31 protein-coding genes and 1 pseudogene are annotated in these 26,463 nt (G+C 58.2%); 21 read left to right on the top strand and 11 right to left on the bottom strand.

Translation table 11 applies throughout. The annotated features are described in order from the left end of the window. The 5 genes from HMPREF3096_RS31495 to HMPREF3096_RS16745 form a co-directional block, all read left to right on the top strand. Positions 1–1,142, top strand: a 1,142-nt coding sequence (locus HMPREF3096_RS31495) for a carbon starvation CstA family protein (protein WP_048964875.1), incomplete at its 5' end; no start/stop codon positions are given. A 109-nt stretch (positions 1,143–1,251) separates the two neighbouring features. After that, a complete protein-coding gene (locus HMPREF3096_RS16760; RefSeq protein WP_002887451.1) occupies positions 1,252–1,455 on the top strand; it encodes a YbdD/YjiX family protein in 204 nt (67 codons plus the stop codon). An 11-nt stretch (positions 1,456–1,466) separates the two neighbouring features. Next, positions 1,467–2,423: a GTPase gene (gene yjiA, locus HMPREF3096_RS16755; protein WP_008807581.1), complete on the top strand. Its 957-nt coding sequence runs from the start codon at positions 1,467–1,469 to the stop codon at positions 2,421–2,423. Between the two features lie 393 nt (positions 2,424–2,816). Next, positions 2,817–3,362 (top strand): YfaZ family outer membrane protein, encoded by a 546-nt coding sequence (locus tag HMPREF3096_RS16750; RefSeq protein WP_008807582.1) that lies wholly within the window; start codon positions 2,817–2,819, stop codon positions 3,360–3,362. Then, complete coding sequence (locus HMPREF3096_RS16745) at positions 3,362–3,682, top strand: hypothetical protein (protein ID WP_016160232.1); 321 nt, start codon at positions 3,362–3,364, stop codon at positions 3,680–3,682. The genes HMPREF3096_RS16750 and HMPREF3096_RS16745 overlap by 1 nt, the downstream gene beginning before the upstream one ends. Before the next feature lie 49 nt (positions 3,683–3,731). Here HMPREF3096_RS16745 and HMPREF3096_RS16740 read toward each other — a convergent pair whose 3' ends face one another. Both HMPREF3096_RS16740 and HMPREF3096_RS16735 read right to left on the bottom strand, forming a co-directional pair. Continuing rightward, complete coding sequence (locus HMPREF3096_RS16740) at positions 3,732–5,102, bottom strand: NAD-dependent succinate-semialdehyde dehydrogenase (protein ID WP_032731581.1); 1,371 nt, start codon at positions 5,100–5,102, stop codon at positions 3,732–3,734. A gap of 158 nt (positions 5,103–5,260) precedes the next feature. Next, positions 5,261–6,175, bottom strand: coding sequence for an Rpn family recombination-promoting nuclease/putative transposase (locus HMPREF3096_RS16735; protein ID WP_022065035.1), 915 nt, complete (start codon positions 6,173–6,175; stop codon positions 5,261–5,263). A 217-nt stretch (positions 6,176–6,392) separates the two neighbouring features. Between HMPREF3096_RS16735 and HMPREF3096_RS16730 the strand changes: the two genes are divergently transcribed. The 8 genes and pseudogenes from HMPREF3096_RS16730 to HMPREF3096_RS16695 form a co-directional block, all read left to right on the top strand. After that, positions 6,393–7,208, top strand: coding sequence for an AraC family transcriptional regulator (locus tag HMPREF3096_RS16730; protein ID WP_032731580.1), 816 nt, complete (start codon positions 6,393–6,395; stop codon positions 7,206–7,208). 47 nt (positions 7,209–7,255) lie between these two features. Further along, entirely contained in the window at positions 7,256–7,918 is a 663-nt protein-coding gene (locus tag HMPREF3096_RS16725; RefSeq protein WP_032731579.1) for a LysE family translocator, read from the top strand. Then, complete coding sequence (locus HMPREF3096_RS16720; protein WP_008807587.1) at positions 7,911–9,203, top strand: DUF445 domain-containing protein; 1,293 nt, start codon at positions 7,911–7,913, stop codon at positions 9,201–9,203. The genes HMPREF3096_RS16725 and HMPREF3096_RS16720 overlap by 8 nt, the downstream gene beginning before the upstream one ends. 53 nt (positions 9,204–9,256) lie before the next feature. Continuing rightward, the gene (mdtM, locus tag HMPREF3096_RS16715; protein WP_022065033.1) at positions 9,257–10,504 is read left to right on the top strand and encodes a multidrug efflux MFS transporter MdtM; all 1,248 of its coding nucleotides are present in this window, start codon (positions 9,257–9,259) and stop codon (positions 10,502–10,504) included. 25 nt (positions 10,505–10,529) lie between these two features. After that, positions 10,530–10,769, top strand: coding sequence for a DUF2164 domain-containing protein (locus HMPREF3096_RS16710; RefSeq protein ID WP_008807589.1), 240 nt, complete (start codon positions 10,530–10,532; stop codon positions 10,767–10,769). 97 nt (positions 10,770–10,866) lie between these two features. Beyond that, complete coding sequence (locus tag HMPREF3096_RS16705; protein ID WP_032731578.1) at positions 10,867–12,018, top strand: double-cubane-cluster-containing anaerobic reductase; 1,152 nt, start codon at positions 10,867–10,869, stop codon at positions 12,016–12,018. 9 nt (positions 12,019–12,027) lie between these two features. Next, on the top strand, positions 12,028–12,795 hold the full coding sequence (gene yjiL, locus HMPREF3096_RS16700) for a putative 2-hydroxyacyl-CoA dehydratase activator YjiL (RefSeq protein WP_023322018.1): 768 nt from the start codon (positions 12,028–12,030) through the stop codon (positions 12,793–12,795). Further along, a pseudogene (locus HMPREF3096_RS16695) lies at positions 12,792–13,043 on the top strand (DUF3343 domain-containing protein); the annotation flags it as partial. The gene yjiL and the pseudogene HMPREF3096_RS16695, both read left to right, overlap by 4 nt. Before the next feature lie 134 nt (positions 13,044–13,177). On the opposite strand, the gene HMPREF3096_RS16690 reads toward HMPREF3096_RS16695, so the two are convergent. The 3 genes from HMPREF3096_RS16690 to HMPREF3096_RS16680 are packed head-to-tail and all read right to left on the bottom strand — an operon-like array spanning position 13,178 to position 15,445. Then, positions 13,178–14,281, bottom strand: coding sequence for a M20 peptidase aminoacylase family protein (locus HMPREF3096_RS16690; RefSeq protein ID WP_023322017.1), 1,104 nt, complete (start codon positions 14,279–14,281; stop codon positions 13,178–13,180). A 20-nt stretch (positions 14,282–14,301) separates the two neighbouring features. Then, a complete protein-coding gene (locus HMPREF3096_RS16685) occupies positions 14,302–14,769 on the bottom strand; it encodes a YjiG family protein (RefSeq protein WP_008807593.1) in 468 nt (155 codons plus the stop codon). Further along, positions 14,762–15,445: a nucleoside recognition domain-containing protein gene (locus HMPREF3096_RS16680; protein WP_008807594.1), complete on the bottom strand. Its 684-nt coding sequence runs from the start codon at positions 15,443–15,445 to the stop codon at positions 14,762–14,764. Before HMPREF3096_RS16680 ends, HMPREF3096_RS16685 begins: the two co-directional genes overlap by 8 nt. Positions 15,446–15,808: 363 nt before the next feature. Here HMPREF3096_RS16680 and HMPREF3096_RS16675 point away from each other — a divergent pair, with 363 nt between their 5' ends. Further along, positions 15,809–16,723 (top strand): LysR family transcriptional regulator, encoded by a 915-nt coding sequence (locus tag HMPREF3096_RS16675; protein WP_008807595.1) that lies wholly within the window; start codon positions 15,809–15,811, stop codon positions 16,721–16,723. A 2-nt stretch (positions 16,724–16,725) separates the two neighbouring features. Here the strand turns inward: HMPREF3096_RS16675 and HMPREF3096_RS16670 are convergent, their stop codons facing one another. The 4 genes from HMPREF3096_RS16670 to HMPREF3096_RS16655 form a co-directional block, all read right to left on the bottom strand. Continuing rightward, entirely contained in the window at positions 16,726–17,790 is a 1,065-nt protein-coding gene (locus tag HMPREF3096_RS16670) for a DUF2955 domain-containing protein (RefSeq protein ID WP_008807596.1), read from the bottom strand. Further along, on the bottom strand, positions 17,780–18,847 hold the full coding sequence (locus tag HMPREF3096_RS16665; protein WP_008807597.1) for an HlyD family secretion protein: 1,068 nt from the start codon (positions 18,845–18,847) through the stop codon (positions 17,780–17,782). Before HMPREF3096_RS16665 ends, HMPREF3096_RS16670 begins: the two co-directional genes overlap by 11 nt. 6 nt (positions 18,848–18,853) lie before the next feature. After that, a complete protein-coding gene (locus HMPREF3096_RS16660; RefSeq protein WP_008807598.1) occupies positions 18,854–19,318 on the bottom strand; it encodes a MarR family winged helix-turn-helix transcriptional regulator in 465 nt (154 codons plus the stop codon). Between the two features lie 165 nt (positions 19,319–19,483). Further along, entirely contained in the window at positions 19,484–19,648 is a 165-nt protein-coding gene (locus HMPREF3096_RS16655; RefSeq protein WP_008807599.1) for a DUF1127 domain-containing protein, read from the bottom strand. 177 nt (positions 19,649–19,825) lie between these two features. On the opposite strand from HMPREF3096_RS16655, the gene HMPREF3096_RS16650 reads away from it, so the two are divergent. Next, positions 19,826–21,238 (top strand): aminotransferase-like domain-containing protein, encoded by a 1,413-nt coding sequence (locus HMPREF3096_RS16650; protein WP_008807600.1) that lies wholly within the window; start codon positions 19,826–19,828, stop codon positions 21,236–21,238. A gap of 71 nt (positions 21,239–21,309) precedes the next feature. On the opposite strand, the gene fosA is transcribed toward HMPREF3096_RS16650, so the two are convergent. Together fosA and HMPREF3096_RS16640 are read right to left on the bottom strand one after the other, a co-directional pair. Further along, positions 21,310–21,729: a FosA5 family fosfomycin resistance glutathione transferase gene (fosA, locus tag HMPREF3096_RS16645; protein ID WP_070544529.1), complete on the bottom strand. Its 420-nt coding sequence runs from the start codon at positions 21,727–21,729 to the stop codon at positions 21,310–21,312. Further along, the gene (locus tag HMPREF3096_RS16640) at positions 21,723–22,631 is read right to left on the bottom strand and encodes a LysR family transcriptional regulator (RefSeq protein WP_032731577.1); all 909 of its coding nucleotides are present in this window, start codon (positions 22,629–22,631) and stop codon (positions 21,723–21,725) included. The genes fosA and HMPREF3096_RS16640 overlap by 7 nt, the downstream gene beginning before the upstream one ends. 86 nt (positions 22,632–22,717) lie before the next feature. Between HMPREF3096_RS16640 and HMPREF3096_RS16635 the strand changes: the two genes are divergently transcribed. The 6 genes from HMPREF3096_RS16635 to HMPREF3096_RS31490 all read left to right on the top strand — a co-directional run. Beyond that, positions 22,718–23,500 (top strand): NAD(P)H-dependent oxidoreductase, encoded by a 783-nt coding sequence (locus HMPREF3096_RS16635; protein WP_032731576.1) that lies wholly within the window; start codon positions 22,718–22,720, stop codon positions 23,498–23,500. 141 nt (positions 23,501–23,641) lie between these two features. Then, a complete protein-coding gene (locus HMPREF3096_RS16630; protein ID WP_004182816.1) occupies positions 23,642–24,226 on the top strand; it encodes a TetR/AcrR family transcriptional regulator in 585 nt (194 codons plus the stop codon). A gap of 21 nt (positions 24,227–24,247) precedes the next feature. Continuing rightward, positions 24,248–25,051, top strand: a complete 804-nt coding sequence (locus HMPREF3096_RS16625) for a winged helix-turn-helix domain-containing protein (protein ID WP_023322004.1) — start codon at positions 24,248–24,250, stop codon at positions 25,049–25,051. Next, positions 25,048–25,566, top strand: coding sequence for a FidL-like protein (locus tag HMPREF3096_RS16620; protein ID WP_023322003.1), 519 nt, complete (start codon positions 25,048–25,050; stop codon positions 25,564–25,566). Before HMPREF3096_RS16625 ends, HMPREF3096_RS16620 begins: the two co-directional genes overlap by 4 nt. A 446-nt stretch (positions 25,567–26,012) precedes the next feature. Next, positions 26,013–26,291: a BMC domain-containing protein gene (locus tag HMPREF3096_RS16615; RefSeq protein ID WP_070544528.1), complete on the top strand. Its 279-nt coding sequence runs from the start codon at positions 26,013–26,015 to the stop codon at positions 26,289–26,291. Positions 26,292–26,308: 17 nt separating this feature from the next. Continuing rightward, positions 26,309–26,463: BMC domain-containing protein (locus HMPREF3096_RS31490; RefSeq protein WP_049128140.1), on the top strand; the 155-nt coding region annotated here is incomplete at its 3' end.

Here is a 26,463-nt window from a genome sequence, read left to right as displayed (position 1 = left end):
GCGGCGCGGTCTCCGGCTTCCACGCGCTGATCGCCTCCGGCACCACGCCGAAGCTGCTGGCCAACGAAACCGATGCCCGCTTTATCGGCTACGGTGCGATGCTGATGGAGTCGTTCGTCGCCATCATGGCGCTGGTCGCCGCCTCGATTATCGAACCGGGTCTCTACTTCGCGATGAACACCCCGCCAGCGGGCCTTGGCATCGTCATGCCGAACCTGCATGAAATGGGCGGTGAAAACGCGGCGATGATCGCCGCGCAGCTGAAAGAAGTGACCGTCCATGCGGCGGCGACCGTCAGCTCCTGGGGCTTCGTGATCTCCCCTGAGCAGATCCTGCAGACGGCGAAAGATATCGGCGAACCTTCGGTACTGAACCGCGCCGGCGGCGCGCCGACGCTGGCCGTCGGTATCGCCCATGTGTTCCATAAAATCATCCCGATGGCGGATATGGGCTTCTGGTACCACTTTGGTATCCTGTTTGAAGCGCTGTTTATCCTCACCGCGCTGGATGCCGGTACCCGCGCAGGCCGCTTTATGCTGCAGGATCTGCTGGGTAACTTCGTGCCGTTCCTGAAAAAAACCGACTCACTGGTCGCCGGGATTATCGGTACCGCGGGCTGCGTCGGCCTGTGGGGCTACCTGCTGTATCAGGGCGTGGTCGACCCGCTGGGCGGTGTGAAGAGCCTGTGGCCGCTGTTCGGTATCTCTAACCAGATGCTGGCCGCCGTGGCGCTGGTGCTTGGCACCGTGGTGCTGGTCAAAATGCAGCGCACCAAATATATCTGGGTCACCGTTATCCCGGCAGCGTGGCTGCTGCTGTGCACCACCTGGGCGCTGGGTCTGAAGCTGTTCAGCAGCAATCCGCAGATGGAAGGCTTCTTCTTTATGGCTCAGCAGTATAAAGAGAAGATTGCCGCCGGCGGCGAGCTGACCGCGCAGCAGATTGCCAACATGAATCATATCGTGGTCAACAACTACACCAACGCCGGGCTGAGTATCCTGTTCCTGGTGGTGGTGTACAGCATCATCTTCTACGGCATCAAAACCTGGCTCAACGTGCGCAACAATAAGGTGCGTACCGACAAAGAGACCCCGTACGTGCCGGTACCGGAAGGCGGCGTGAAGACCTCGTCACATCATTAACCCTGATGCCGGATAGTGCTACGCGTATCCGGCCTACAAAAAGTGCATTAACGTAGGCCGGATAAGGCGCTAGCCGCCATCCGGCTTTATTCGTTATCTGGAACTTACAATGTTTGGTAACTTAGGTCAGGCAAAAAAATATCTCGGTCAGGCGGCAAAAATGCTAATTGGTATTCCGGATTACGACAACTACGTCACACATATGCAAACCAACCATCCGGATCAGCCGTACATGACTTATGAAGAATTCTTCCGCGAACGCCAGCAGGCCCGCTACGGCGGAGACGGCAAAGGCGGCGTACGCTGCTGTTAATGGAGGCAATAATGGCACCGATTGCAGTCACCCTACTCACCGGTTTTCTCGGCGCAGGAAAAACCACCCTCCTGCGCCATATCCTGAATGAGCAGCACGGTTTCAAAATCGCCGTGATTGAAAATGAATTTGGCGAAGTCTCCGTTGACGATCAGCTGATCGGCGACCGCGCCACGCAGATCAAAACCCTGACCAACGGCTGTATTTGCTGTACGCGCTCCAACGAACTGGAAGACGCCCTGCTCGATCTCCTCGACAGTCGCGATCGCGGCGAAATCGAGTTTGACCGGCTGGTGATTGAGTGCACCGGCATGGCCGACCCGGGGCCGATTATCCAGACCTTTTTCTCCCATGAGGTGCTCTGCGAGCGCTATCTGCTGGACGGCGTGATCGCCCTGGTGGATGCCGTCCATGCCGACCAGCAGATGGATCAGTTCACCATCGCCCAGTCGCAGGTCGGCTATGCGGACCGCATTTTGCTAACCAAAACCGACGTTGCCGGCGACACCGAGAAGCTGCGCGAACGGCTGGCGCGCATCAATGCGCGGGCGCCGGTTTATACCGTCATTCACGGCGATATCGATCTAAGCCAGCTGTTTAACACCAGCGGCTTTATGCTGGAAGAAAAGGTTGTCAGCGCCACACCGCGTTTTCATTTTGTTGCAGAAAAGCAGAACGACGTCTCGTCGATTGTGGTCGAGCTCGACTATCCGGTGGATATCAGTGAAGTTTCACGGGTAATGGAAAACCTGTTGCTCTCCTTCGCCGAGCAACTGATGCGCTATAAAGGCATGCTGTGGATCGACGGCGAGCCAAATCGCCTGCTGTTTCAGGGCGTGCAGCGCCTCTACAGCGCCGACTGGGATCGCCCGTGGGGCGATGAAACGCCGCACAGCACGCTGGTATTTATCGGCATTCAGCTGCCGGAAGAGGAAATTCGCGCCGCATTTGCCGGGTTACGACGCTAACCTGCCCGCCTGCGCCCCAAGGCGCAGGCACCATCCTCTCTCTGACACCTCGCCAAAAACAGGGACCAAACGTCGGCAGCGCGTCGAAAAATGTAAAGCAACGTTTTAATAAGTAACAGCAGAAACACTTTTGGAAATAATAAGAAACTAAATGAATAGGATCCTTAATAATTAATGCCCGCCCTGTTCAGTTTCTGTTTAGCCCACCCATTAAACCGCGGCTAAACAGACCAAATTTGCTGATTGACCTCGCCGTAACCCAACGTCATTACAACATTTTCAAAACACCGCCCTGACAAACCCAGCATAAAAAATTGACGTAAGTCACATTTGCAGAGGTAAACATCGATTGTTAAGGTGCGCTCAGACAAATTTAATGACGAGGAGCAAACCATGAAAAAGCTTAACATCCTGATTGTTGCTGCCCTGACCGCGGTCTCTGGTTCCGCCATGGCGATGGGATTTACCGTTGAACAAGGTAAAAACTTCACCAATCTGAATATGGAAATGGGTAAATCCTCTTCTGGCCTGTACGCCGAAAGCCACTGGCTGAAGAATACCGATGATGGTAGCCAGACCGGCGGCGTTGGCGCGGGTTACAATCTGGAAGTAGGTCCGGTTATGCTCAACGCTGGCGCGAAAGCTATCTACCTCGGGCCGAAAAAAGGCGATAACGGCGTCGCGTTTCCGGTCGGCGGCGGGGTGAACGTGGCCCTGACCGACAGCATCCACGTGTTTGGCGAAGGGTATGTCGCGCCGGACGGCCTGAACAACAGCGTAAAAAACTATGTCGAAGCGAACGGCGGCGTAAGCTGGTCCCCGATTGGTCCAGTGACGTTGAAAGTGGGTTACCGTCACGTGAGCGTTGACGGCAAAGAGGGTCGCCCAAACCACACCCTGATTGATGGCGCCTACGTGGGCGGCGGAGTCACCTTCTGATGAAACCACGTCTCGCCGCGCTCTCTGCGCTGAGCCTGGCGTTGCTGCTGACCGGCTGCACTCAGTATACCTGGGTGAAGCCGGGTTTAAGCGATGCCGAAATGCATAAAAAGCTCACCGAATGTGAAGCGCAGGCCCTGGTCGATCTCCCTCCGGATAACGTGGTGACCGGGTCCAGTTCAGAAAAAACGGACAAAAAACATAAGAAACAGGATGTTGAAACAAGCTATACGGTAGAAGACGCGAATGAATATCAGCGGGAGACCTTAGTCGACAGCTGTATGTTCAAAAGCGGCTGGGATAAAGTCGAAGTGCAATGAATCTATTATAAAAAAACCTGCCGAATGGCAGGTTTTTTTATGGCCGGGCTTAGTGGCGCACCACCACCAGCTTCTGGTTCACAAACTCTTTGATGCCGAGATCGGAGAGCTCCCGTCCGTAACCGGAACGCTTCACGCCGCCAAACGGCAGCTCCGGCGCGGTATCGGTAAGCCAGTTGATATAAACCATCCCGGTTTCAATGGCGGAGGCCATCCGTTTGGCGCGTTCGATATCCTGACTGAAGACCGCGCCGCCCAGACCATAGTGGGAATCATTGGCCAGCTGGATTGCCTCCTCGTCATTTTTCACCACGTAGATCTGCGCCACCGGGCCAAAGAACTCTTCGAAGTACGCCGGGTTGTCACGGGTGATACCGGTCAGGATGGTGGGTTCAAAGAAATTGCCTTCTCGTGCCACCGCTTTGCCGCCCAGATGCAGCGTAGCGCCATTTTTCACCGCCTCGTTCACCTGTTTGCTTAGGGTGTCCAGCGCATCTTTGGAAGAGAGCGGCCCCAGCGTGGTGCTTTCATCCAGCGGATCGCCGATTTTCACCTGGCGAAACGCCTCACTAAATTTCGCCAGAAACGACTCAGCGATATTTTCGTGCAGGATAAAACGCTTGGCAGCGGTACACACCTGGCCGGCGTTATTCAGCCGCGCCTGGACGCCGATTTTCACCGCGCGTTCCAGGTCGGCATCGTCCAGTACCACAAATACATCGTTACCGCCCAGTTCCAGCGTCGATTTCTTAATATGCTTCGCCGCCTGCGCCGCCACCACGCTGCCGGCTTTCTCCGACCCGGTGAGCGCCGCGCCCTGCACGCGATCGTCGGCGATAATCTTCGCCACCTGCTCCTGGGAGATAAACAGGTTGTTCCACGCCCCTTCCGGTGCGCCGGCCTCACGCACCAGATGGGCAAAGGTCTCCGCGCAGTGCGGCACAATGCTGGCGTGTTTGGCGATAACCGGGTTGCCGGCCGCCAGGTTTGGCGCCAGGACGCGCATCAGCTGGTAATAGGGGAAGTTCCACGGCTCCACCGCCATTAAGACGCCGATGGGATGATGCTCAACCCAGGCGTCGCCGAGTTCGGAGGGATATTTCACCGGCGCCAGCAACGATTTGGCGTTATCGGCATAATAGCGGGCGATCTGCGCGCAAAGTTTCACTTCGCCGCGGCTCTGCTTAATGAGTTTCCCCATCTCCTGGCTGGCGATTTTTGCCAGTTCCTCCGCCCGGCTGTCGATCAGATCAGCCAGCTTATGCAGTACCGCCAGCCGCGGTTCAATATCGCCTTTTGCCCAGGCTGAATGGTAGAGCGCATCCGCCTGCTGCAGCGCCGCCTCCACGTCCGCGTCGCTGTGCGCCGGGTACGTTTTAATAAGCTGATTGTTCGCAGGATTCACCGTCTGATAGGCCATATCGCATGTCTCCTTGTTATCGCTATTAAGGCAGTCAAAAATGCCGTTAAGGATATTAAGGGTAGTCGAGATGGCTGGCGATGCGGGTAAAGTTAGGTATATCCGGAATATTCCATAAAGAGGCTAACCGGGGCTACCTTCAGGCCGCCCCGGCGTTATCAATGCGCCAGCGTGGCGATCTCGTCGGCGGCCAGGCCAGTGATTTTCACCACCGTCTCGCGGGCAATACCGTCGTCCAGCATCCTCTGTGCAATGCGCAGCGCCTCGGCATGCTGTCCTTCTTGCCGGCCTTCCCGTTTGCCTTTTCTGCGGCCCACTTCCTGTAATCTTTCGGCGATGGTCATTAAGCTCTCCCTGTGCTGAGGAACCCGTTGCGCCACTTCGTGGATAAACCGGCCAAAGCGGCGCGCGTTGCCAGTTTGCAGCAGATAATTAAACAGCGTTTTTAGCTGTCTGTCATTAGCGTCACCGCTAAGTAAAATCGTCGTCAGCTGCTCAACAATGCCCATTAAATCGCGCTGGCGAATATGCTTCTGTATCAGCTCAAGTAGCGCCACGCGCCGATGGCTAACGATTTCATCGTCGGGGATCACCGTGATATCCACCAGCGGAAAGGGCGAGATATAAAGCTCCCTCGCCAGTTGCGGATCGGTAAAGCAGTCCAGCCAGTTGAGCGACCACGGGTATGGCGTGGTCGCCCCGTGGTAGAACAGCATCGGCACCACCAGCGGCAGTCTGGTATGACCACTATCAAGATGGCGCTGCATCGCGGCGATGGCATAGCGCATCAGGCGAAAAGCCATCTGCGCGTCCGGCGAGCTCTGATGTTCGATAACCACATAAATGTAGCCCTCGCCAGACGCGGTTTTGAGTGACCACAGCACATCGGAGTACCAGGCCCGCAGGCTCTCCTCGATAAAGCTTGCCGATTCCAGCTGTAAGGTATCGAGGTCGCAGCGCTGACGCAGCGCAGGCGGTAAATGGATCGCCAGGAAATCACGCGCGGTGTCGGCCTGAGTGAGAAACTGTTTAAACACCGCATCATGCGGCGTCGAGGTGGTACCCTTTGCCATCGGCTCATCCCTGCCTGCTTATCCTGCAGGGACTCTACGCGCTCGGAATGTTTCTGACACCCGGGCAATACAACCTTTACGCACCGCCACGAAAATAGATTTCCCCGGACTGCAAGCGCGACATCCTTTTTCGAGGCGGTACGCAAATCCAGGCGGGCGACAGCCTCCGCGCAGCATGCTATAAACGACCTCTCCCTCCTCAGCAAAGGTCGATGCGGTGAACCATACCCGAGATATCCCCCAAACCTTCTGGCGAGACGATCGTCTACCGTGGCTGGAGCTGCGCAGCACCTGGCGCAGCCGCCAGGCCTACAAACGCCACAGCCACCCGCAGCTCTCGGTGGGGGCGATTATCGAGGGGGAAACGCGCTGCCTGTGCAATGGTGAGGAATATCTCCTGCAGCCCGGGGATCTGATCGTGATCCCCCCGCACGCGCCGCATAGCTGTAATCCGCTGCATGACAGGCCGCGCAGCTATCATATGCTGTACCTGGAGGCGGCATGGTGCCACGCGCAGCGCCCGGATATTCCCCCTGGCGCCAGTATCGCCTCGCCGCAGCCACTGTTGCGCGACAGCCCTCTCTTTGCCTGTTTCCAGCAGGTTGTCGCCCTGATGAGCTGCGGGAGCCTTGAACAACTGCCCGCCCGGCTGGCGCAACTCCTGCACGCGCTGCCGCTGTGCGCCGCCGCGCCGCAGGCGCCACATCACGCCAGCGCCCTGCTGTTTCAGCGCCTGGCGACAGATCTGCCAGCGCCGCCGTCGCTGGATAAGCTGGCCCACGACAGCGCGCTTCGTAAAGAGACCGTTATCCGCGCCGTGAAACAGGATACCGGCCTGACACCCGCCAGTTTGATCAACATGGCGCGCATCGAATATGCGAAAACGCGTTTACGCGCCGGGGACCCTATTGCCGATGTCGGCTATCAGGCTGGCTTTGCCGATCAGAGCCATTTCCATAAAACCTTTGTCAGCTATACCGCCGCCACGCCGCGGCAATATGCGCACAGCAGATCAATATCCGACAATAAGTAATACGGCACTTCGCTTAGGGTGGCCTCAGTACCATTATCGAGGCCACTATGCATACCTTATCGACGCTCTTTCCCGCCGCCTTCCCGGCGCTAGCCCTGTCTCACTTTGTCGCTCTGCTCAGCCCGGGCCCTGATTTTTTTCTGCTGGTCGGCTACGCCGTGCGCTACCGGATCCGCGGCAGCATCGGGCTATGTCTCGGCATCGCCGCCGGCAATGCGCTGTATATTGTTCTCGCCATCGTCGGCTGGGGGCTTCTGCGCCAGGCGCCGCTGCTGTTTTTGCTCATTGAGCTGTTGGGGGCGGGCTATTTACTGTGGGTTGGCAGCCTGCTGATACACAGCCGTCCCGCGACGCTGGCGGTGGAGAGCGTTCGCGCACCGCTCCCGGGGATCGGTAAACAGCTACTGCTCGGGCTGGGGTCATCGCTGCTCAACCCCAAAAACGCTCTGTTTTATCTGGCGCTGATGACTTCCCTGCTCGGGCCGGCGGTCACCCTGCTGCAGCAAACGGTGAGCGGGTTGTGGATGGTCAGCGTGGTGTTCTTCTGGGATTTACTGCTGGTGAGTGCGATTGCGCTGCCGCAGGTACAGCGCCGCCTGGGCGCCATCGTCTGGCGAGTCGAGCGGGCGGCAGGGGCGGTCCTGATGATCTTCGGTCTGTGGATTATCTGGCGATTTTTGCACGACCTCGCCGTCAGGTTATATGCTTAAGTTTATGGAAAAACTCGCTGAACTCAAACGCGCCAAACTGCTGGCGCTGTCGCTGCTGCTGATCGCCGCCGCGCTATTTATCACCACCCTGCTGCTGCCGCCGACGCCGTGGGTCAGCGCGCTAAAGGCCATTTCCGAAGCGGCGATGGTCGGGGCGCTGGCCGACTGGTTTGCGGTGGTCGCGTTGTTTCGTCGTATTCCGCTGCCCTTTGTCGCCCGCCATACGGCGATTATCCCGCGTAACAAAGACCGCATCGCCGATAATCTTGGCCGCTTTGTCGAGGAGAAGTTCCTCGATACCCCGTCGCTGGTCGCGTTGATCCGCCGCTATGAGCCAGCCCTGATGCTCGGCAACTGGTTCAGCCAGCCGGAGAATGCCCGGCGGGTCGGCCAGCATCTGCTGCAGGTGATGAGCGGTTTTCTTGAACTGACCGACGACGCACGCATTCAGCGCCTGCTGCGCCGCGCGGTACATAAGGCGATCGATAAAGTCGACCTGACGCAGACCAGCGCCATGATGCTGGAGGGAATGACCCGCGACAATCGCCACCAGAAGCTGCTGGATTCGCTGATAAGCCAGCTTATCGCCCTGCTGCAGCGGGACAACTCCCGCGCCTTTATCGCTCGCGGCATCGTGCGCTGGCTGGAGACCGAGCACCCGCTGAAGGCCAAACTGTTACCCACCGAGTGGCTCGGCGAGCACAGCGCCGAGATGGTCACCGATGCGGTGAATACCCTGCTGGACGAGGTGAGCCATGACCGAACCCACCAGATCCGCCAGGCCTTCGACCACGCGGTGCAGAAGCTTATCGACAACCTGAAATCCGACCCGCTCATGGCGCAGAAGGCCGAGAACATCAAAGCATATCTGAAAAATGATGAGACCTTTAACCGCTATCTCGGTGAAGTGTGGGGCGACCTGCGCAGCTGGGTAAAAAACGATATCAGCAGCGATGACTCACGTATTAAGCAGCGCATCGCCGAGGCTGGCCAGTGGTTCGGTGAAACCTTACTCCGCGACGACGCCCTGCGCGAATCGCTTAACGAACACCTGGAACAGGCGGCGCACCGGGTGGCGCCGGAGTTCGCCGCCTTCCTCACCCGCCATATCAGCGACACGGTGAAGAGCTGGGACGCCCGCGATATGTCGCGGCAGATCGAGCTCAATATCGGTAAAGATCTGCAGTTTATCCGCATCAACGGCACCCTGGTGGGGGGGACCATCGGCCTGATGTTGTGGCTGTTCTCGCAGATCCCCTCGCTGCTGCATCTGCATATTGGTTAGCAATGATACTATCCGAACAATAGCGCTGATAAATATTCCACAGGGAGGGAGAAATGATGCACCGGATTTCCCACTGGCTGACCCGCCACGCCGCCGCGCTGTTCTTCCCGGCGGCGCTCATTCTGTATGATTTTTCAGCCTATCTTACTACCGACCTGATCCAGCCGGGGATCCTCCACGTGGTGCGGGATTTCAATGCCGATGTGGCGCTGGCTCCTGCCTCGGTGAGCCTGTATATGGCCGGCGGCATGGCGCTGCAATGGCTGTTGGGGCCGCTCTCTGACCGGATCGGACGGCGTCCGGTACTGCTCACCGGCGCGCTGATTTTCACCCTCGCGTGCCTGGCGACGTTGTTCACCACCTCCATGACCCAGTTCCTGATTGCCCGCTTCGTGCAGGGCACCAGCATCTGCTTTATCGCCACCGTCGGCTACGTCACCGTGCAGGAGGCCTTTGAGGAAAAAAGATCGATCAGGCTGATGGCGGTGATCACCTCCGTCGTGCTGGTGGCGCCGATCGTCGGCCCGCTCTCCGGCGCGGCGCTGATGCATTTCATCCACTGGAAAGCGCTGTTCGGCATCATCGCCGCCATGGGGCTGGTGGCCTGGCTCGGCCTGCTGTTGACCATGCCGGAGACGGTGCGCCGCGGCGATGTGCCATTCAGCCTGCCCGGCGTGCTGCGGGATTTCCGCGCCGTCTTTCGTAACCGCATCTTTTTACTCGGCGCCGCCACGCTGTCGCTGAGCTATATTCCGCTGATGAGCTGGGTGGCGGTATCGCCAGTGATTTTAATGGACGCCGGCGGACTGACCACCAGCGAGTTCGCCTGGAGCCAGGTACCAGTCTTCAGCGCCGTCATCATCGCTAACCTGTCGGTGGCGCGCTGGGTAAAAGATCCCACCCGCCCGCGCTTTGTGCTCAGCGCGGTCCCGATACAGATGCTCGGCCTGGCCATCCTGATCGTTGGGAATCTGATATGGCCGCACGTCTGGCTGTGGTCAGTGCTCGGCACCTGCTTCTACGCCTTCGGCATCGGGCTGATTTTCCCGACGCTGTTTCGCTTTACCCTCTTTTCCAACGACCTGCCGAAAGGCACGGTCTCCGCCTCGCTGAATATCGTGATCCTCAGCGTCAGCGCGTTATCGATTGAAGGCGCGCGCTGGCTGTGGTTCCATGGCGGCAGACTCCCCTTCCACCTGTTGGCGGTGGCCGCCGGGATCGTCGCCGCCTGCTGCCTGGCCGGACTGTTACGCCACCAGCGCCAGCGTAGGCAAGCGGTGATCGAAGCCCGGCAGTCGTGAGCCCTTTTACGGAGAAAGCTCCATCATGAACGACATTGAACTCAGCCCGGCACAGCGCGACCTGCTGCGCGATAAGCTCAGCAAGTACTGCGAAGAGACCTTCAACCTCGAGCTGGAGCAGTTTGACGCCGAGTTTTTTGTCGACTTTATCGCCAAAGAGCTGGGGCCGCTGTTTTACAACGCCGGTATCGAAGAGGCTATCCGCACCCATCTGGCGTGGAGCGAGCGGATCCAGGAAGAGATGGATTTGAAGAAGGTCTATTAACGCCACGCGCAGACGCAGGAGATCAATAAAAGCTCACAAACAACAGGGCTATAATGGCGACTCTTTCAGCATCTCCCGTGTACGGGGAAGGAAAATCATGTCGCTTATCACCGATCTACCCGCCATTTTTGACCAGTTCTCAGAAGCTCGCCAGAAGGGCTTTCTCACCGTCATGGATCTTAAAGAGCAGAACGTGCCGCTGGTGGGCACCTACTGCACCTTTATGCCTCAGGAGATCGCCATGGCGGCGGGCGCCATTGTCGTTTCACTGTGCTCCACCTCCGATGAAACCATCGAGGAAGCGGAAAAAGATCTGCCGCGCAACCTCTGCCCGCTGATCAAAAGCAGCTATGGCTTCGGCAAAACCGATAAATGCCCGTACTTCTATTTCTCTGACCTGGTGGTTGGGGAAACCACCTGCGACGGCAAAAAGAAAATGTATGAGTACATGGCCGAGTTCAAGGCGGTCCACGTCATGCAGTTGCCGAACAGCGCCAGCGATGCCGCTTCCCGCGCACTGTGGAAAACGGAGATCCTGCGCCTGCAGCAGGTGATTGAGGCCCGGTTTGGCACGCCGATTAGCGAAGCGGCGCTGCGCGAAGCCATCGTGTTGAAAAATCGCGAGCGCCGGGCGCTGGCCCACTTTTATCGTCTCGGGCAACTCAATCCGCCGGCGCTCAGCGGCGGCGACATCCTGAAAGTGGTATATGGCGCCACCTTCCGTTTCGACAAAACCGCCCTGATTGATGAACTGCATGCCATGGCGGACCGCATCCATCAGGAGTGGCGGCAGGGTAAACGGCTGGAACCTCGTCCGCGGATCCTGATCACCGGCTGCCCGATCGGCGGCGCGGCGGAAAAAGTGGTCCGCGCCATCGAGGAAAACGGCGGCTGGGTGGTCGGCTATGAGAACTGCACCGGCGCGAAGGCCACCGAGCGCTGCGTGGCGGAAGAGGGTGACGTCTACGACGCCTTAACCGATAAATATCTCGCCATCGGCTGCTCCTGTATCTCCCCCAACGACCAGCGTCTGCAACTGCTGAGCCAGATGGTGGAGGAGTATCAGGCCGACGGGGTGATCGACGTCATTTTGCAGGCCTGCCATACCTATGCCGTGGAATCGCTGGCGATTAAACGCCATCTGCGCCAGCAGCACGACCTTCCTTATATGGCGATAGAAACCGACTATTCGACGGCGGACCTCGGCCAGCTCAGCACCCGCGTCGCCGCCTTTATCGAAATGTTGTAAGGAGCTCGCGTGAACTATACGGTTGGCATTGATTCCGGCTCCACCGCCACAAAAGGCATCCTGCTGGCAGACGGCGTCATTGTACGCCGCTTCCTCTGCCCCACTCCCTTTCGCCCCGCCGACGCCATCCATAAGGCCTGGGAAACGCTACGCGCTGGCCTCACGGAGACGCCTTTTTTAACCCTCACCGGCTATGGTCGCCAGCTGGTGGATTTTGCCGATAAGCAGGTGACGGAGATCTCTTGTCACGGCCTCGGCGCTCGCCTGCTGGCGCCGGACACCCGCACGGTGATTGACATCGGCGGCCAGGACAGCAAAGTCATCCAGCTGGACGCCGAGGGCAATCTCAGCGACTTCCTGATGAATGATAAATGCGCCGCCGGCACCGGCCGCTTTCTGGACGTCATTTCACGGACGCTTGGCGCCAGCGTCGAACAACTCGACAGCATCACTGCAGACGTCGAGCCGCATGCGATTACCAGCATGTGCACGGTGTTTGCCGAATCGGAGGTCATTAGCCTGCGGTCGGCAGGCGTCGCGCCGGAGGCGATTCTGGCCGGGGTGATTAACGCCATGGCCCGGCGCAGCGCGAACTTTATTGGCCGCTTATCGGCGCAGGGACCGCTGCTGTTTACCGGCGGCGTCAGCCACTGCGCCACCTTTGCCCGGATGCTGGAAAGCCATGTCGGCATGGCGGTGACAACCCATCCCGACGCCCAGTTTGCCGGGGCGATCGGCGCGGCGCTGATCGGCCAGCGCCAGCGGAGGCGCGGATGACAACCTTCCTGTTTTTATTTCATTCCACGGTGGGGGTGGTGCGGATGCGCAAAGCCCTGCAGGCGGCGGGAATGACCTTCGAGGTGAAGGATATTCCGCGCCAGCTGCGCAGCGGCTGCGGATTGTGCATTTACCTGAGCTGCATGCCAGGCGATGAGCAACGATGGGTTATACCCGGCGAAACGGCAGCCCTGTTTCGCGTCGCCGGAAATGACTATCACCTGTTGGCGACCTATGCGCACCGCGGTAGCCCGGATGAGGCGTTAGCCGACATCCGGGACGCTTCCCCGGTAGCGCTTACGCTTACCGGGGCTACCGACAAAATGCCCAACCGTAGCCCGGGTAAGGCGTAAGCCGCTACCCGGGGGCTGACAGCTTAGCCTCAGCCCAACAGCTGGCGAACGCAGGATTTGAATACCCGCACGCCATCCGCCAGCGCGGTGCGCTCGAAATGCATTTCCGGATGATGCAGGCCCGGCAGCAGGTTGCAGCCCAGTCCCCAGAAGCCACCTTTCACCGCCGGGCGCAGACGCAAATAGTGGAAAAAATCTTCGCTGCCCGGCGTACTCTTCGCGGCCGTTAAGCCCGCCTCGCCAAAGGTTTCGCATATTGCCTGGCTTATGATAGCCGTGGCTTCTGCGTCGATAATCGCCGCCGGCATCTCTTTGACTACCCGGATGTCGACGCTGGCGCCATATGCTGCTGCGCTACTCTCGATAGCCCTGACCACGCGTTCTTTGAGTGTCGCCATGCCGTCATTTTCCTCGCAGCGCAGATCCCAACAGACGTGCGCTTTCGCCGGCACCGAATTGGTGACACCCGCATCGCAAAGAAAGCGCGTCGCTTTCGCGCTCCAGGTGAGCGACGGCGCCAGATGGATACCGTTCACCGCCTGTACTGCATGCGAGGCGGCATCCAGCGCGTTAATGCCCAGATGCGGACGAGCGGCGTGAGCGGCTTTGCCGTGAAAATCCACCATCACCGTCGCCGAAGCGGAATAGTACATTGCCGGTACCGCCTGGCCCATCGGACACTCTTCCAGCGGCCGGAGATGGAAGCCGAACAGCATCTCTACGTCATCCAGTACCCCGGCCTCCGTTAAAGCGATCGCGCCCGTCCCCAGCTCTTCAGCAGGCTGAAAAAGCACTTTTAACTTCCCACGCTTTACCAGTCCCTCGGCGAGGATCTCTTCGGCGGCGGTTAATACCACCGAAGAGTGGCCATCATGACCGCAGGTATGACGGGCCTCTAAGCGGCCATCGATAATATGGCCCAGCGCATCCATATCTGCCCGTAGCGCCACCACTGGCCCCGGTTCCCCGCTATCGATTTCGGCGACAATCCCGGTAGTCCCGCCAACGTTGCGGTGAACCCGGAACCCTGCCGCCGCCAGGGCGTCGCCGATGTAAGCCGAGGTTTTGTACTCCTCAAAGCCCAGCTCAGGTATTTGGTGCAGATAATTGAAATGCTCTAACGTTCGCGACACGACTGACTCCTTGCCTTTCATTATGCCATCACGCGCATGACCAGCATGGCGATGACGGCGTTGATAATGCTCACCGCCATCAGCAGCGGCCAGTATTTTTTCGGGACATCCGCCACCCCAAGCAGCCGCCCCATATACTGTAGTTGCGAACCCATCAGGAAGATGGCCGGGATCAGGATAGTGACGTCCGCCACGTTGAGGGTGCCTTTACTCAACAGGCTCACCGCCACTCCCGTCCCCGCCGAGGCGGAAAGCCAGGAGGTGAGCAGCACGGTAATCGCTTCGCCCGGTAAGCCAAACAGGCCCATCAGCGGCGCGCAGACCTGGCCTATCAACTGCATCACCCCGAGCAAATTAAGCATTTCGGCGATCACATATGCCATTAATACATTCGGCATCAGATTGTTGATGGCGATATTAAATCCTTTACGTGCACCGATAACAAAAATATCAAACGGATTACTGGCCACTTTTGCCGAATTACTCATTATCAAAATCCCCTTTATAGGCCGTATTCAAAACCAGACGGGTGATTGCCGCGCCCACGAATTTCAGCACAAACATTAACAGCAGCGGAATAATAATAGGGATGGTTAACGATGCGAAAAGCGCTGAGCCAATGGAGAAATAGTTATTGATCAGACCGGCGCCGGAATATTGCCATGCCCCCATAATCACCACATCTTTCCGACTAATTTTTTTGCTGTCATACAGCTCTTTGGTCAACGCGGCCCCGGCATCGGTGCTTTGGAGGTCGGTAATTAACGCCAGACCGGTATAACCCGGGATCCCCAGTAACGGGCGTAACAACGGCGTCAGCAGCTTATGCGCTGCACGTATCGCGCCATAATGGGTAAAGATTTCCAGCAACCCCAGCGCCAGCATCACCGTAGGGACCAGCGACAGCGCAAACAAGAAACCGGCCTTGGCGCTGATGCCGCCGCTGCCGATAAAAGTGTTAGTTTCCGGGGTCTTCATCGTGCCAAATGCGCCGCCGAGGGTGGTAAAGTCGAAAGCCCCCAGCCAGGCCATCCCTTCCACTTTAAACAGCAGCCCGGAGAAGACTAATAACACCACCACCAGCGAGATCCATGCTCCAGGTCCTACCCGCCACTCATTTGTCGCGTCGTCGGAGGAACGTTCCAACGTTTTATTTTCACTCATACCCTGTCCTCACATTATGAAATATTTTATTGGTCTTTTGCCATTTGGACGCTTTTCAATGTATTGGTTTTGGCATTGATTATTTTGACGTAAAACACCCATCAATAAATAAGGTGCCTCTCTTTTCCCGAAAAGCCGGCAACAGGCATATACCTCACTTATTTATCTTTTTACTGGCATATCGATATCTTATTATTGGCAACCACCGGTGGTACTGGTTTATTGCCATGGCAGTTAATCCGTTCCGTGACTCCCCTTGTCTGTTATGTACCTGAATCACGATTATCTATAACTAGCCGGGATGATAAATGTCTGGTAAAGGATGTTATTGTTGACCTGAAGTCAACAAAGGAGGGAGACAGGATGTTGCATGAACGACCCATGAGCTATCTGTACGAAGTGGGGATCCAGGGGGGCATTCGGCGGGCCGCTGATATTCTGGGGATTAATCCGTCGGTTATCAGCCGCCAGATAGCGCAGCTGGAGCGAACGCTGGAACTCCCTCTGCTGGAGCGACAGGGGCGCAATGTGGCGCTCACTGAAGCCGGACGTTTGCTGGCCGAGGATTACCACGAAAGCCGCCAGCGGCGGGAAAAGCTGGAGAGTCATCTAAAGGATTTACGCCATATGCGTGGCGGCACCATCTCTGTGAGAATTGGCGGGGGGTTGGTGACGACCTTTATCGAGTCGGTGATGAGCACGTTTTCGCAGTCGTGGCCGAACGTATTCGTTGATATTAGCGTCGGCAATATGCAGGAGATGCTCAACGATATCGCCAGCGGTGAAGCGGATATGGCGGTCGCCTTCGGCCCCATCGGCAATCCGGAGCTTAAACGCCACAGCTTCCAGTGGGGGCCCATCTGCGCGGTGGTCTCTCCGCAGCATCCCATCGCGCGACAGTCGATGGTGACCATCGATGAGCTGACGCAATATCGCCTGATCGCCCTGACAGAAAGCTTTGGCCTACAGCGCCATATGAACGCCATGTTTAAAACCGCCGGGCGGCAGTTTCATCCGGCCTATCGCTGCAACCTCTTTTCCACCGCCATGAGCCTGAGCCAGGCCGGTCTGGGGATCTCTTTCATGACCGAATTCGCCGCCCGGGAAGCAATCGCTCACGGCATACTAAAGGCGGTCCCCATCGATCATCCGATCGCCAGCAGCGCCCAATGCCACTTATTACGCAACTCGAACCGCCGCTTTCCCCCCGCCGCGCACCATATGTGGCGCTTACTTCATAACGCCTTTCGCGATGCGCAGCGGGCGATGACGGTGTGACCCTATTCGCTCACCACAAAGCGCGTCGCCGCAAAGCAGTTCAGAAGACGGTGCATGAGAAAGACCAGAGTCAGCGTCACCACCAGCGAGACCGTCACCGAGGTGATGCGGTACAGGTCGCTGAATACCAGATCCTGATAGGGATGCAGATTCTGGCCGAACATAATGCCGATGGTGGTGATGCTGGCGAAGCCCACCCCGGCGCCCACTTTCTCCATCACGTGCAGGCGGGCGCTGAAGGCCAGCCCGAGACCAATCAGCGGCATCATCAGGATCATGTGGTTGCTGAAATCATAGATGATCAGCTGCACCACCAGAATATAGAGACAGGCCAGCACCACCCCAACGACGCGCCAGATCGAGCTGATCACCGCCCCGCGATAGTGCATCGGAAACAGGATCAGGATCCCGGCCATCAGCGCCGACAGCGAGTCACTGAGATCGCAGATCTGGAACACCACAAAGATGATCGTCGCGACCGTACCGGAGAGCAGCGACTCGTGGCGAATGCGGGCGGCGTCTTTTTCAATGCGCGGCGGCGGCTTGCGCGGTTCGACGTCCGGGATCAGGTAATGCAGCAGCGCGCTCAGCGCCACCGCCAGCACGCAGGCTTCCATATTGGAGAACATCAGGGTGTGCCAGTTGCTGGTGGGATAGCTCATAAAGTTGAGCATCGTGCTCTGGCACACCACGCCCATCGACCCCAGCAGAAACAGCGGCCCCTGGCTCATAAAGCGAAAACGCATCACGTACAGGGCGAACACCACCAGGGTCATGATCACCGGCCACTGCGACAGATAACCGACGATCAGTACCATTTCGACGCAGTTCACCGCCGCGCTGAACACAAACTGGCGGGCGACATGGCGGTTGAACACCGGCACCAGCGACATCAGCATCAGCGGATACACCACAAAAAATACGCCGTACTGCACGTCGTAGAAGGTGGAGATGCTGAGCGCAATCGTCCCGGCCACGGCGATACGCACCGTCTGGCGAAAATCATTCGCCGTGTAGACGATATTGCCGTGCGGCGTAAAGACGTGCGCCAGGGTATTAATAGACATAGTGCAACCAGCTCACCAGGTGGATCTGCAGGCCGGCGAAGGTGCGGGCGAAAGGTCCCTCGCTATTGTACAGCTGCACCGTGGCGCGGGCGCCGGTCGGCAGCGGTTTCGCCAGCGGCTGATCCAGCGCGACGTGAATGCGCATGCGCTGTGCGTCGCGCACCCAGCGGGTGGACTGCTCCGGCTGCGACAGCTGGCCGTTCACCGCCTCCTGCCCCGCCAGAATCCCGGCATCGCTGCTGGTGACGTGCGCCGGGAAAACTTGCCCCGGCAGGGCATCGAAGACCACCGCTGCATCGGTATTCACCGCCGTGTGGCGCAGGCTCTTCTCACGGAAGTCAGCGACGATATCTGTATTGTTGTTGACCAGCGCCAGCACGGCCGTCGCCGCGGTGGCGTAGATCCCCGGGTTAAGCTGCAGGTTGCTGACCATACCGTCAGTTTCGGCACGCACCTGGGTCCAGGCCAGGTTCAGCTGTGCCTCCTCCAGCGCATTACGGTATTTCTGCAGAGTGACGTTGCGCTTATCGTCGCGCTCACCGCGCTGGATCAGCAGGTTCTGGATCTGCGCGTTCAGCGCCGAGACCGACTGCTCGCTGGTCTGCCAGGTGGTCCGCACCTTATCGAGGTCGGACTGCGAGACGTTCTGCATCGTACTCAGGCGCTGGTAGCGATCGAGCGTGACCTTATCGTTACGGGCGGTGTACTGTGCGGTGCGCAGATTGGCGCGGGCGGCGGCGATTTGTGCATCCAGTTGCTGGTTGCTCAGTTTCGCCTGCTCGAGGGCGATCTGCGCCGCTTCAACTTTATTAATGAATGGCGTTGGGTCGAGCTCATACAGCAGGTCGCCCTTTTTCACCTGGCTGTTGTTGTGCACGTAAACGTGCGAGACATAGCCGGAGACCCGCGACGATACCGGGGTCACCACGCGCATCACGGTGGAGTCCGGCGTCAGCGGGATCCAGATATCGGCAACGATAAACCAGGCGAATATTCCCAGAAAAGCGGCAATACTCACCCGTACCCAGCGGGCAAATTTTTGTTCAGGCGTCATCATAGTGTGTTAGATCTTGTTATCTTCTTCGCGGATATTCCGCAAACGGCAGGCGATTTGATTTAATGTGGCGCTGAAGGTGGCGAGGTCGGCCTCCGGGATGGTCTGAGTCACGCGTTCCTGATAGGTCTCGATCACGCAGCTCAGTTTTTCCAGAATCGCCCGCCCCTCGGCGGTCAGCGTCAGCAGGCGAATGCGTTTGTCATATGGCGATGTAGAACGCACCAGATAGCCCTGCTTTTCCAGTAACGAGAGGGTGCGCATCAGCGGCGGCAGTTCAATTCCCTGCACCTCCGCCAGTTCGCTGACCGAGACGTTGTCTCCCAGCTGATGCAGTTGCATCAACACCGTCCAGCTGGACTGGGTGAGTCCGGTATCGGTGATAGCGGAGTCAATAATGGCGCGCCACTGGCGCACCACCATGGCCATTCTCATCCCCAACGGGCGGCGGGCAAACAGGTCGTCTTCGGTCACAGGTTTTCCTCTCATTGTTGAGAAGAAAATAATACTTATCAGAGTAAGTATCAAGAAACGGACGATCGCGCCGCATCAATTGATAAATTTCGTGAATGTATTCCCCGGCGTCGCCAGCGCTTACCGGGGCAAAGAAGGAATGATGCCTGAAAAAAACCGCACTTTTTAATTGATCTGATCCCGACGCAGGCCGATGTCTTTCAGCTGTTCGTCGCTCATTCGCTGCAAAGCTCTGCGCGTTTGCTCCTGAAGCCACCATTTTTTGATAAACCGCACCAGCAGTACGAAACCGATAAATGGCTGTCTTGCCCTGTTCTCGTGAAATTCCATCCTCTACCTCCTCACCTTGCCAGAGGCTTTATCTTCACGGATTTGGGGCCAAGGAATACAGATTCACAAAACGCTTTTCTTTAACATACAGATTAGCTAAAACGTACACCAGAGCCCAATTTTTACGCCAATCTGTACTGGTTATTCCATCTGTATGGCTGCAATTAAGGATACAGCATGACCCGCTACCAACATCTCGCTACGCTGCTGGCCGAACGCATCGAACAGGGCCTGTATCGCCACGGCGAAAAACTGCCGTCGGTGCGCAGCCTGAGCCAGGAGCACGGCGTCAGCATCAGCACCGTCCAGCAGGCCTATCAGTTGCTTGAGCAGCAGCAGATGATTGTGCCGCAGCCGCGATCGGGCTATTTCGTTGCCCCGCGCAAGGCCCAGCCGCCAGTGCCGCCGATGTCGCGTCCGGTACAGCGCCCGGTGGAGATCACCCAGTGGGATCAGGTGCTGACCATGCTCGACGCCCGCTACGATAAATCGATTATCCCCTTCGGCGGCGGCTCGCCGGATGTCACACAGCCAAGCCTGAAGCCTATCTGGCGCGAACTGAGCCGGGCGATCCAGCATAACCTCAGCGAAGTGCTGAACTATGACGAGCTGGCCGGGCGCCGCGAGCTGAGGGAGCAGATCGCCCGTCTGATGCTTGACGGCGGCTCGGTAGTGACGGCTGACGATCTGGTGCTCACCAGCGGCTGCCATAGCGCGCTGTCTCTGGCCTTGCTGTCGGTATGCCAGCCTGGCGATATCGTGGCGGTGGAATCTCCCTGCTACTACGGCACAATGCAGATGCTGCGCGGACTGGGATTAAAGACCATTGAGATCCCTACCGATCCGGAAACCGGGATCAGCATTGAGGCCCTGGAGCTGGCGCTGGATCAGTGGCCGATCAAAGGGGTGATCCTCGTGCCAAACTGCAATAACCCGCTGGGCTTTATCATGCCGGACGCTCGCAAGCGCGCGGTGCTGAACCTGGCCCAGCGCCACGATATCGTGATTTTCGAGGATGATATTTACGGCGAGCTGGCCACCGAGTACCCGCGCCCGCGCACCATTCACTCCTGGGATATCGACGGCCGGGTGATGCTCTGCAGCTCTTTTACCAAAACCATCGCCCCCGGCCTGCGCATCGGTTGGATAGCGCCCGGGCGCTACTACGACAAGCTGCTACAGATGAAGTACGCCGCCAGCGGCACTAACGTCCCTTCAACCCAACTGGCGGCTTGCAATTTTATTCGCGAAGGCCACTACCACCGTCACGTGCGGCGGATGCGGCAGATCTATCAGCGTAATATGGAGATCTACACCTGTTGGCTGCGGGAGTTTTTCCCGTGCGGGATCTGCGTCACCCGGCCAAAAGGTGGTTTTATGCTGTGGGTGGAGCTCCCGGAGCAGGTGGATATGGTCTGCGTCGCCAAACAGCTGTGCCGGCTGAAGATCCAGGTCGCGCCGGGCTCGCTGTTTTCGGCAGCGGGCAAGTATCGCAACTGCGTCAGGATCAACTGCGCCCTGCCGCCGACCGAGAAACATAAAGCGGTGATGGTGAAGCTGGGAGAAGCGGTGAAGGTGGCGATGGAGTGAAGTTTAACCTGTTCTCCCCGGTGGCGCTGCGCTTACCGGGCTACGGGTTACCCCGCGTCCGCAAATCAGCTTCACTGGTCAAAAAACACCATTCCCTTATACGGCAGCTCACGGCAGGCGGCCAGCCGCTGGGCGAGACTGCCGACGTGCAGCTCCAGCTTGTGGCCATCGGGATCGAGGAAATAGTGCGAGGCGCCTTCGCTGCGGTTTAGCTTCCAGACCGCCACGCCGGCAACCTCCAGGCGGGCGGCGAAGCTGGCGAAATCCGCCTCGCTAATGCTAAACGCATAATGGGTGTAGTCGCTCTCTTCCGGCGGGGTGATGCGCCGCTGCGGATCCAGCGACAGGCACAGCCACAGATCGCCGCAGGAGAGATAGGCGCCACTGTCCCAGCGGGCGTGCAGCGTCATGCCCAGCAGCTGCTGATAAAACGCCACGCTCGGCGCCAGCTGGCTGACTGCCAGGGTCAGGTGATTCAGTCCACTCAGCATGTCTGTTCCTCCAGTGAATTCACAATGAACTGACGCAGCCATTGATGCGCCGGGTCGCGGTGCCAGCGCTCGTGCCACAGCATCAGCATCTCAAAGCCGGCGACCGCCAGTGGCGGCTCGACGACTTCCAGCCCGCTCTGCCCGCGCACCAGCCGCTCCGGCAGCACCGCCACCAGATCGCTATTGCGCAGGGTCTCCAGCATAAACAGGAAATGTGGCACGGAAAGGACAACCCGCCGCGCCAGGCCAAGATTCGCCAGCGCGGTATCGGTCGCCGCGCTGAAGCCGCCCCCGTCCGGGGAGACGATCACGTGCTCCAGCTGACAGAACGTTTCCAGGCTAAGCCCAGGCCGCAGCGCCGGATGCTCCGCCTGGCCTGCCAGCACGTAGCGTTCGCGAAACAGCAGGCGCTGATGCAGCCCCGGCGGCGCGCCCTCGCGGGTATGAAAGAAGAGATCTACTGTATCGCTGGCCGCCTGCTGCTCCAGCCGCGCCGGCTGTAGCTCGAACACCGCCAGCCGACTGCCGGGAGAGGCCAGCCGTAGCCTGCCCAGCATCGGCAGGAGGATCGCCGAGGCCATATAGTCCGTCGCTGCCACCCGCCAGGTCTCCGCCGCCGTCGCCGGATCAAAAGGCGCCACCGGCGCCACCGCCTGCTCCAGTGCGGCTAGCGCTGCGCGCAGCGGCTGGCGAAGTTCATCGGCGCGGGCGGTGGGCTGCATGCCGCGCGGACCCGGCATCAGCAGCGGGTCGGCGAAAATCTCCCGCAGCCTGGCGAGCTGAATGCTCACCGAGGGCTGCGACAGATTCAGCCGCTGCGCCGCCCGGGTGACATTATTTTCACTGAGCAGCACATCAAGCGTGCGCAGCAGATTAAGATCCAGACGATGTAAATTAAGCACGGCTATACCTGGAATTTAAGTAATTAATTTCTACTATAGCGTCAGCTTTCCTACTCTGCAGCTCTCCATACGCCAGAGGTGATGTTATGAAAGTACTGCTGATTTACGCCCATCCGGAACCGCGCTCGCTTAATGGCGCGCTGAAAAATTTTGCCGTCCGCCATCTGCAGCAGGCCGGGCATGAAGTGCAAGTCTCCGATCTCTACGCCATGCGCTGGAAGGCCGGGTATGACGCCGATGACAGCGGCGCCCCGCCGGTCGGCGAGTTCTGGCAGCCGACCCTCGATTCCAAACAGGCCTTTGCCCAGGGCACCCAAAGTGCGGATATCGCAGCCGAGCAGGAAAAGCTGCTGTGGGCCGATACGGTGATTTTCCAGTTCCCGCTGTGGTGGTTCTCAATGCCCGCCATCATGAAGGGCTGGATCGACCGGGTGTACGCCTGGGGCTTTGCCTATGGCGTCGGCGAGCACAGCGACCGCCACTGGGGCGATCGCTATGGGGAAGGCACCTTCGTCGGCAAACGGGCGATGCTGATCGTCACCGCCGGCGGCTGGGAGGAACACTATTCACCGCGCGGGATCAATGGCCCCATCGACGACATCCTGTTCCCCATTCAGCACGGTATGCTGTTCTATCCCGGCTTTGAGGTGCTTCCGCCGCTGGTGTTCTACCGCACGGATAAAACCGATGCCGGGCAATTCGCCGACCAGTGCGCCACGCTGGCCGAGCGGCTGGACACGCTGTGGCAAACCGAGCCCATTCCATTCCGCCGGCAGAATCATGGCGATTATCTGATCCCGTCGCTGACGCTGCGCCCGGAGCTGGCGCCGGGGCAAAGCGGCCTGGCGGTGCATCTGGCAACGAAATAAACCTCAACGCGATAGCCCATCCGGGTTATCGCGTTCATTAATATGACAATTTGTGAGCCTCCACGCATTAACGGTATCCCGTCGCACGAAGCCACCTCTCATATTGATAGCGATCAAGAATAATCATACCGTCTGGTCGGTATGATTCCGGCCATGAATATGGAAGCCCAGCATCGTAAAAAAGATCCCGTCCGTCTCCACCGTCAGTTGCTTGAATCGGCAGCGATGATTGCCGGCCGGGATGGTATCGCCGCCCTGTCGCTGAACGCCGTCGCCCGCGAGGCTGGCGTGAGCAAAGGTGGCCTCCTGCATCACTTTCCCAATAAGCAGGCGCTGATTTTCGCCCTGTTCGCCCGGCTGCTGGCGATCATGGAAAAGGCGATTAGCGAACTGATGGCCGCCGATAACATCGCTTACGGGCGCTTTACCCGCGCCTATTTGCGCTATCTGTCCAACCCGGAGCTGACGGACACTCACGAAAGCCGCCAGTTGATGGTGCTGTCGCTGGCGATGCCGGACGAGCCGGTGCTGCGAAAATGCTGGCGCGACTGGATGCTGGATCACCTGGCGCAGGGCGATGCGCTGGATAACGGCCCGACCGGCACGCTGGTACGCTACGCGGCCGACGGCATCTGGTTATCGGAACTGACCGAAGGGCGCACCATGAGCAGTGAACACCGCCAGTCGCTGGTGAACGATCTGACCAAAATGACGCTTCCCGCGTGAAGCGAATAGAGTGAGGCCGCGATGCGCTACAACATCAATGCCCGTCTCATTTATGATGCAACGGACGGCACGCTTACCCTGCCCGGCAGCGATGAACCGGATAGCCAGTTATCCATCACCGCCAGCGCGCTGCTCTATTTTTTTCTCCGCCATACCGGCGTGGTCAGTCGCGATGAAGTATTGAAGAAAGTCTGGGACGATAACGGCTTAACTTCTTCCAACAGCAACCTCAACCAGTATCTGAGCATGCTGCGCAAAACCTTCCGCCACTACGATATCGATAACATTATCGTCACCGTGTCGCGCGGCATGCTGCAGCTGAATCAGGATCTGAGCATCGAACTGCTCGACGCCGGGCCGGCGCTTACCGAGGGTGCTAATCCACCCGAGAGGGCTGTTGAAACCGTCCCCCCGGCGGCGACAACGCCACCCACCGATTCGCCACATGCGCGCGGAATGTGCTGGTATCTGGCCGGCGGCTGTCTGCTGATCATCGCCCTGCTGCTGGTGGCATTCACTTTTGCCGGCACCCACGCCGCCCGGCCAATCAATCTGACGCTGATGAACCACAGCCAGTGCGAACTGCTCGCCAGCGATGAAATGCTGCGTTCGGTCTCGGCGACGGCCTACGGTAAGAATTTCGATGAGGTGCGTCAGCGGCTGAAGCTCAGTTGCAAGCCGGGGGAGCGTTTCGTTTTCTTCTACGGCGACCGACTGGAAACCAATGGACTGGGCCGGGTGTTCCTCGCCCACTGCGCGATGCACGAGGACAACCCATTTAGCTATTGCGATAACTACTTTTACTACTCCTGGAAGCCGCAATGAGACTCGCGCCCCGCACCTTTTTCGCCCTCTCCGCCCTCGCGTTTATCGCCGCCGCCGGGTTTAGCGCCTGGCGCCTGCTGCCGGATGCCAACGACGGCGTGATGAGCTGCTCCACCAAAGCGATCATGCGTTTTGAAAACATGGAAAAAGAGAATGTGAACGGCAATATCCATTTTAATTTTGCCGCCAACGGTAACGGTTCGATGGTGGTGGAAGGCTATACCGACTCCGCCGCCGGCTGGCTCTACCTGCAGCGCTACGTCAAATTCAGCTACACCAGCCAACGTATCTCGGCAACCGAACGCCACTACCGCATTAAAAAGTGGGAATCCAGCGCCTCATCCATCGACGAATCGCCGAATGTCATCTTTGACTACTTCATGCGCGAGATGTCCGACAGCCACGATGGCCTGTTCCTCAACGCGCAGAAGCTTAACGACAAAGCTATCCTGCTGAGCTCTATCAACTCGCCGCTCTACATCTGCACGCTGAAGTCCGGCAGCACGCTTAACTAACCCGTCCCCCCTGAACCGCCGCGAGGAAAATGCGCCCTCGCTCACGCTCCATTATTGTCCCCTCTTTCCACGATGCTAAAAGCGCACGTTTTGCATTTAGCTTCGCCGCCAAAACATGAGCATACCCACAATTATCACGTGCCTATATTACTAACCGCTGGCAAGTAATTAGCATCTTATTAACATTCATCTCCCGCCGATAAATAGCCTAAAAAAGCGCCATATCATCATAAAAATCAATACGCATAAAACAGAACGAACAGATAAAAAGAAGTTTAAATAAGGCTAAATCACAGAGTAAAAACCTAAAATATTCATCTTCACGGATTTAAATTTCACTTACCTCCCCATTCCCTATAGTGAACCCCGAACGCCGCTTCCGCGTGTTGATGCCGTTACGCGGACGGTTTTCCCGAATAACAAAACCTGTTCTGGAGGAGATCACGATGGGTGATGCATTGGGGCTTATCGAAACCAAAGGTCTGGTGGCCTGTATTGAAGCAGCGGACTCGATGTGTAAAGCCGCCAACGTCGAACTGATCGGCTATGAAAACGTCGGCTCCGGCCTGGTCACCGCGATGGTGAAAGGCGACGTCGGCGCGGTAAAAGCGGCGGTGGATTCCGGTGTGGAATCCGCGCAGCGCATCGGCGAAGTGGTGACCTCGCTGGTCATCGCGCGTCCACATAACGACATCAACAAAATCGTCATTAAACACAAGGCCTGAAGGCCAGGAGAACGCAAATGGGTGATGCATTAGGTCTGATTGAAACCAAAGGTCTGGTGGCCTGCATTGAAGCGGCGGATGCGATGTGTAAAGCCGCCAACGTCGAGCTTATCGGCTATGAAAACGTCGGCTCCGGCCTCGTCACCGCGATGGTGAAAGGCGACGTCGGCGC

The sequence above is a fragment of the Klebsiella sp. HMSC25G12 genome (assembly GCF_001807705.1).
GTDB lineage: Bacteria > Pseudomonadota > Gammaproteobacteria > Enterobacterales > Enterobacteriaceae > Klebsiella > Klebsiella variicola.
This window is presented reverse-complemented; position numbering and strand designations above follow the sequence as displayed.

Coding starts and splice junctions, on each gene's coding strand:
- HMPREF3096_RS16680 (WP_008807594.1), bottom strand. CDS start 15,445: ATGAGTGAAAATAAAACGTTGGAACGTTCCTCCGACGACGCGACAAAT.
- HMPREF3096_RS16725 (WP_032731579.1), top strand. CDS start 7,256: ATGCATACCTTATCGACGCTCTTTCCCGCCGCCTTCCCGGCGCTAGCC.
- HMPREF3096_RS16620 (WP_023322003.1), top strand. CDS start 25,048: ATGAGACTCGCGCCCCGCACCTTTTTCGCCCTCTCCGCCCTCGCGTTT.
- HMPREF3096_RS16720 (WP_008807587.1), top strand. CDS start 7,911: ATGCTTAAGTTTATGGAAAAACTCGCTGAACTCAAACGCGCCAAACTG.
- HMPREF3096_RS16750 (WP_008807582.1), top strand. CDS start 2,817: ATGAAAAAGCTTAACATCCTGATTGTTGCTGCCCTGACCGCGGTCTCT.
- HMPREF3096_RS16615 (WP_070544528.1), top strand. CDS start 26,013: ATGGGTGATGCATTGGGGCTTATCGAAACCAAAGGTCTGGTGGCCTGT.
- HMPREF3096_RS16735 (WP_022065035.1), bottom strand. CDS start 6,175: ATGGCAAAGGGTACCACCTCGACGCCGCATGATGCGGTGTTTAAACAG.
- HMPREF3096_RS16630 (WP_004182816.1), top strand. CDS start 23,642: ATGATTCCGGCCATGAATATGGAAGCCCAGCATCGTAAAAAAGATCCC.
- HMPREF3096_RS16635 (WP_032731576.1), top strand. CDS start 22,718: ATGAAAGTACTGCTGATTTACGCCCATCCGGAACCGCGCTCGCTTAAT.
- HMPREF3096_RS16705 (WP_032731578.1), top strand. CDS start 10,867: ATGTCGCTTATCACCGATCTACCCGCCATTTTTGACCAGTTCTCAGAA.
- HMPREF3096_RS16710 (WP_008807589.1), top strand. CDS start 10,530: ATGAACGACATTGAACTCAGCCCGGCACAGCGCGACCTGCTGCGCGAT.
- HMPREF3096_RS16655 (WP_008807599.1), bottom strand. CDS start 19,648: ATGGAATTTCACGAGAACAGGGCAAGACAGCCATTTATCGGTTTCGTA.
- HMPREF3096_RS16665 (WP_008807597.1), bottom strand. CDS start 18,847: ATGATGACGCCTGAACAAAAATTTGCCCGCTGGGTACGGGTGAGTATT.
- HMPREF3096_RS16685 (WP_008807593.1), bottom strand. CDS start 14,769: ATGAGTAATTCGGCAAAAGTGGCCAGTAATCCGTTTGATATTTTTGTT.
- HMPREF3096_RS16745 (WP_016160232.1), top strand. CDS start 3,362: ATGAAACCACGTCTCGCCGCGCTCTCTGCGCTGAGCCTGGCGTTGCTG.
- yjiA (WP_008807581.1), top strand. CDS start 1,467: ATGGCACCGATTGCAGTCACCCTACTCACCGGTTTTCTCGGCGCAGGA.
- HMPREF3096_RS16650 (WP_008807600.1), top strand. CDS start 19,826: ATGACCCGCTACCAACATCTCGCTACGCTGCTGGCCGAACGCATCGAA.
- HMPREF3096_RS16740 (WP_032731581.1), bottom strand. CDS start 5,102: ATGGCCTATCAGACGGTGAATCCTGCGAACAATCAGCTTATTAAAACG.
- mdtM (WP_022065033.1), top strand. CDS start 9,257: ATGATGCACCGGATTTCCCACTGGCTGACCCGCCACGCCGCCGCGCTG.
- HMPREF3096_RS16670 (WP_008807596.1), bottom strand. CDS start 17,790: ATGTCTATTAATACCCTGGCGCACGTCTTTACGCCGCACGGCAATATC.
- HMPREF3096_RS16760 (WP_002887451.1), top strand. CDS start 1,252: ATGTTTGGTAACTTAGGTCAGGCAAAAAAATATCTCGGTCAGGCGGCA.
- fosA (WP_070544529.1), bottom strand. CDS start 21,729: ATGCTGAGTGGACTGAATCACCTGACCCTGGCAGTCAGCCAGCTGGCG.
- HMPREF3096_RS16675 (WP_008807595.1), top strand. CDS start 15,809: ATGTTGCATGAACGACCCATGAGCTATCTGTACGAAGTGGGGATCCAG.
- HMPREF3096_RS16625 (WP_023322004.1), top strand. CDS start 24,248: ATGCGCTACAACATCAATGCCCGTCTCATTTATGATGCAACGGACGGC.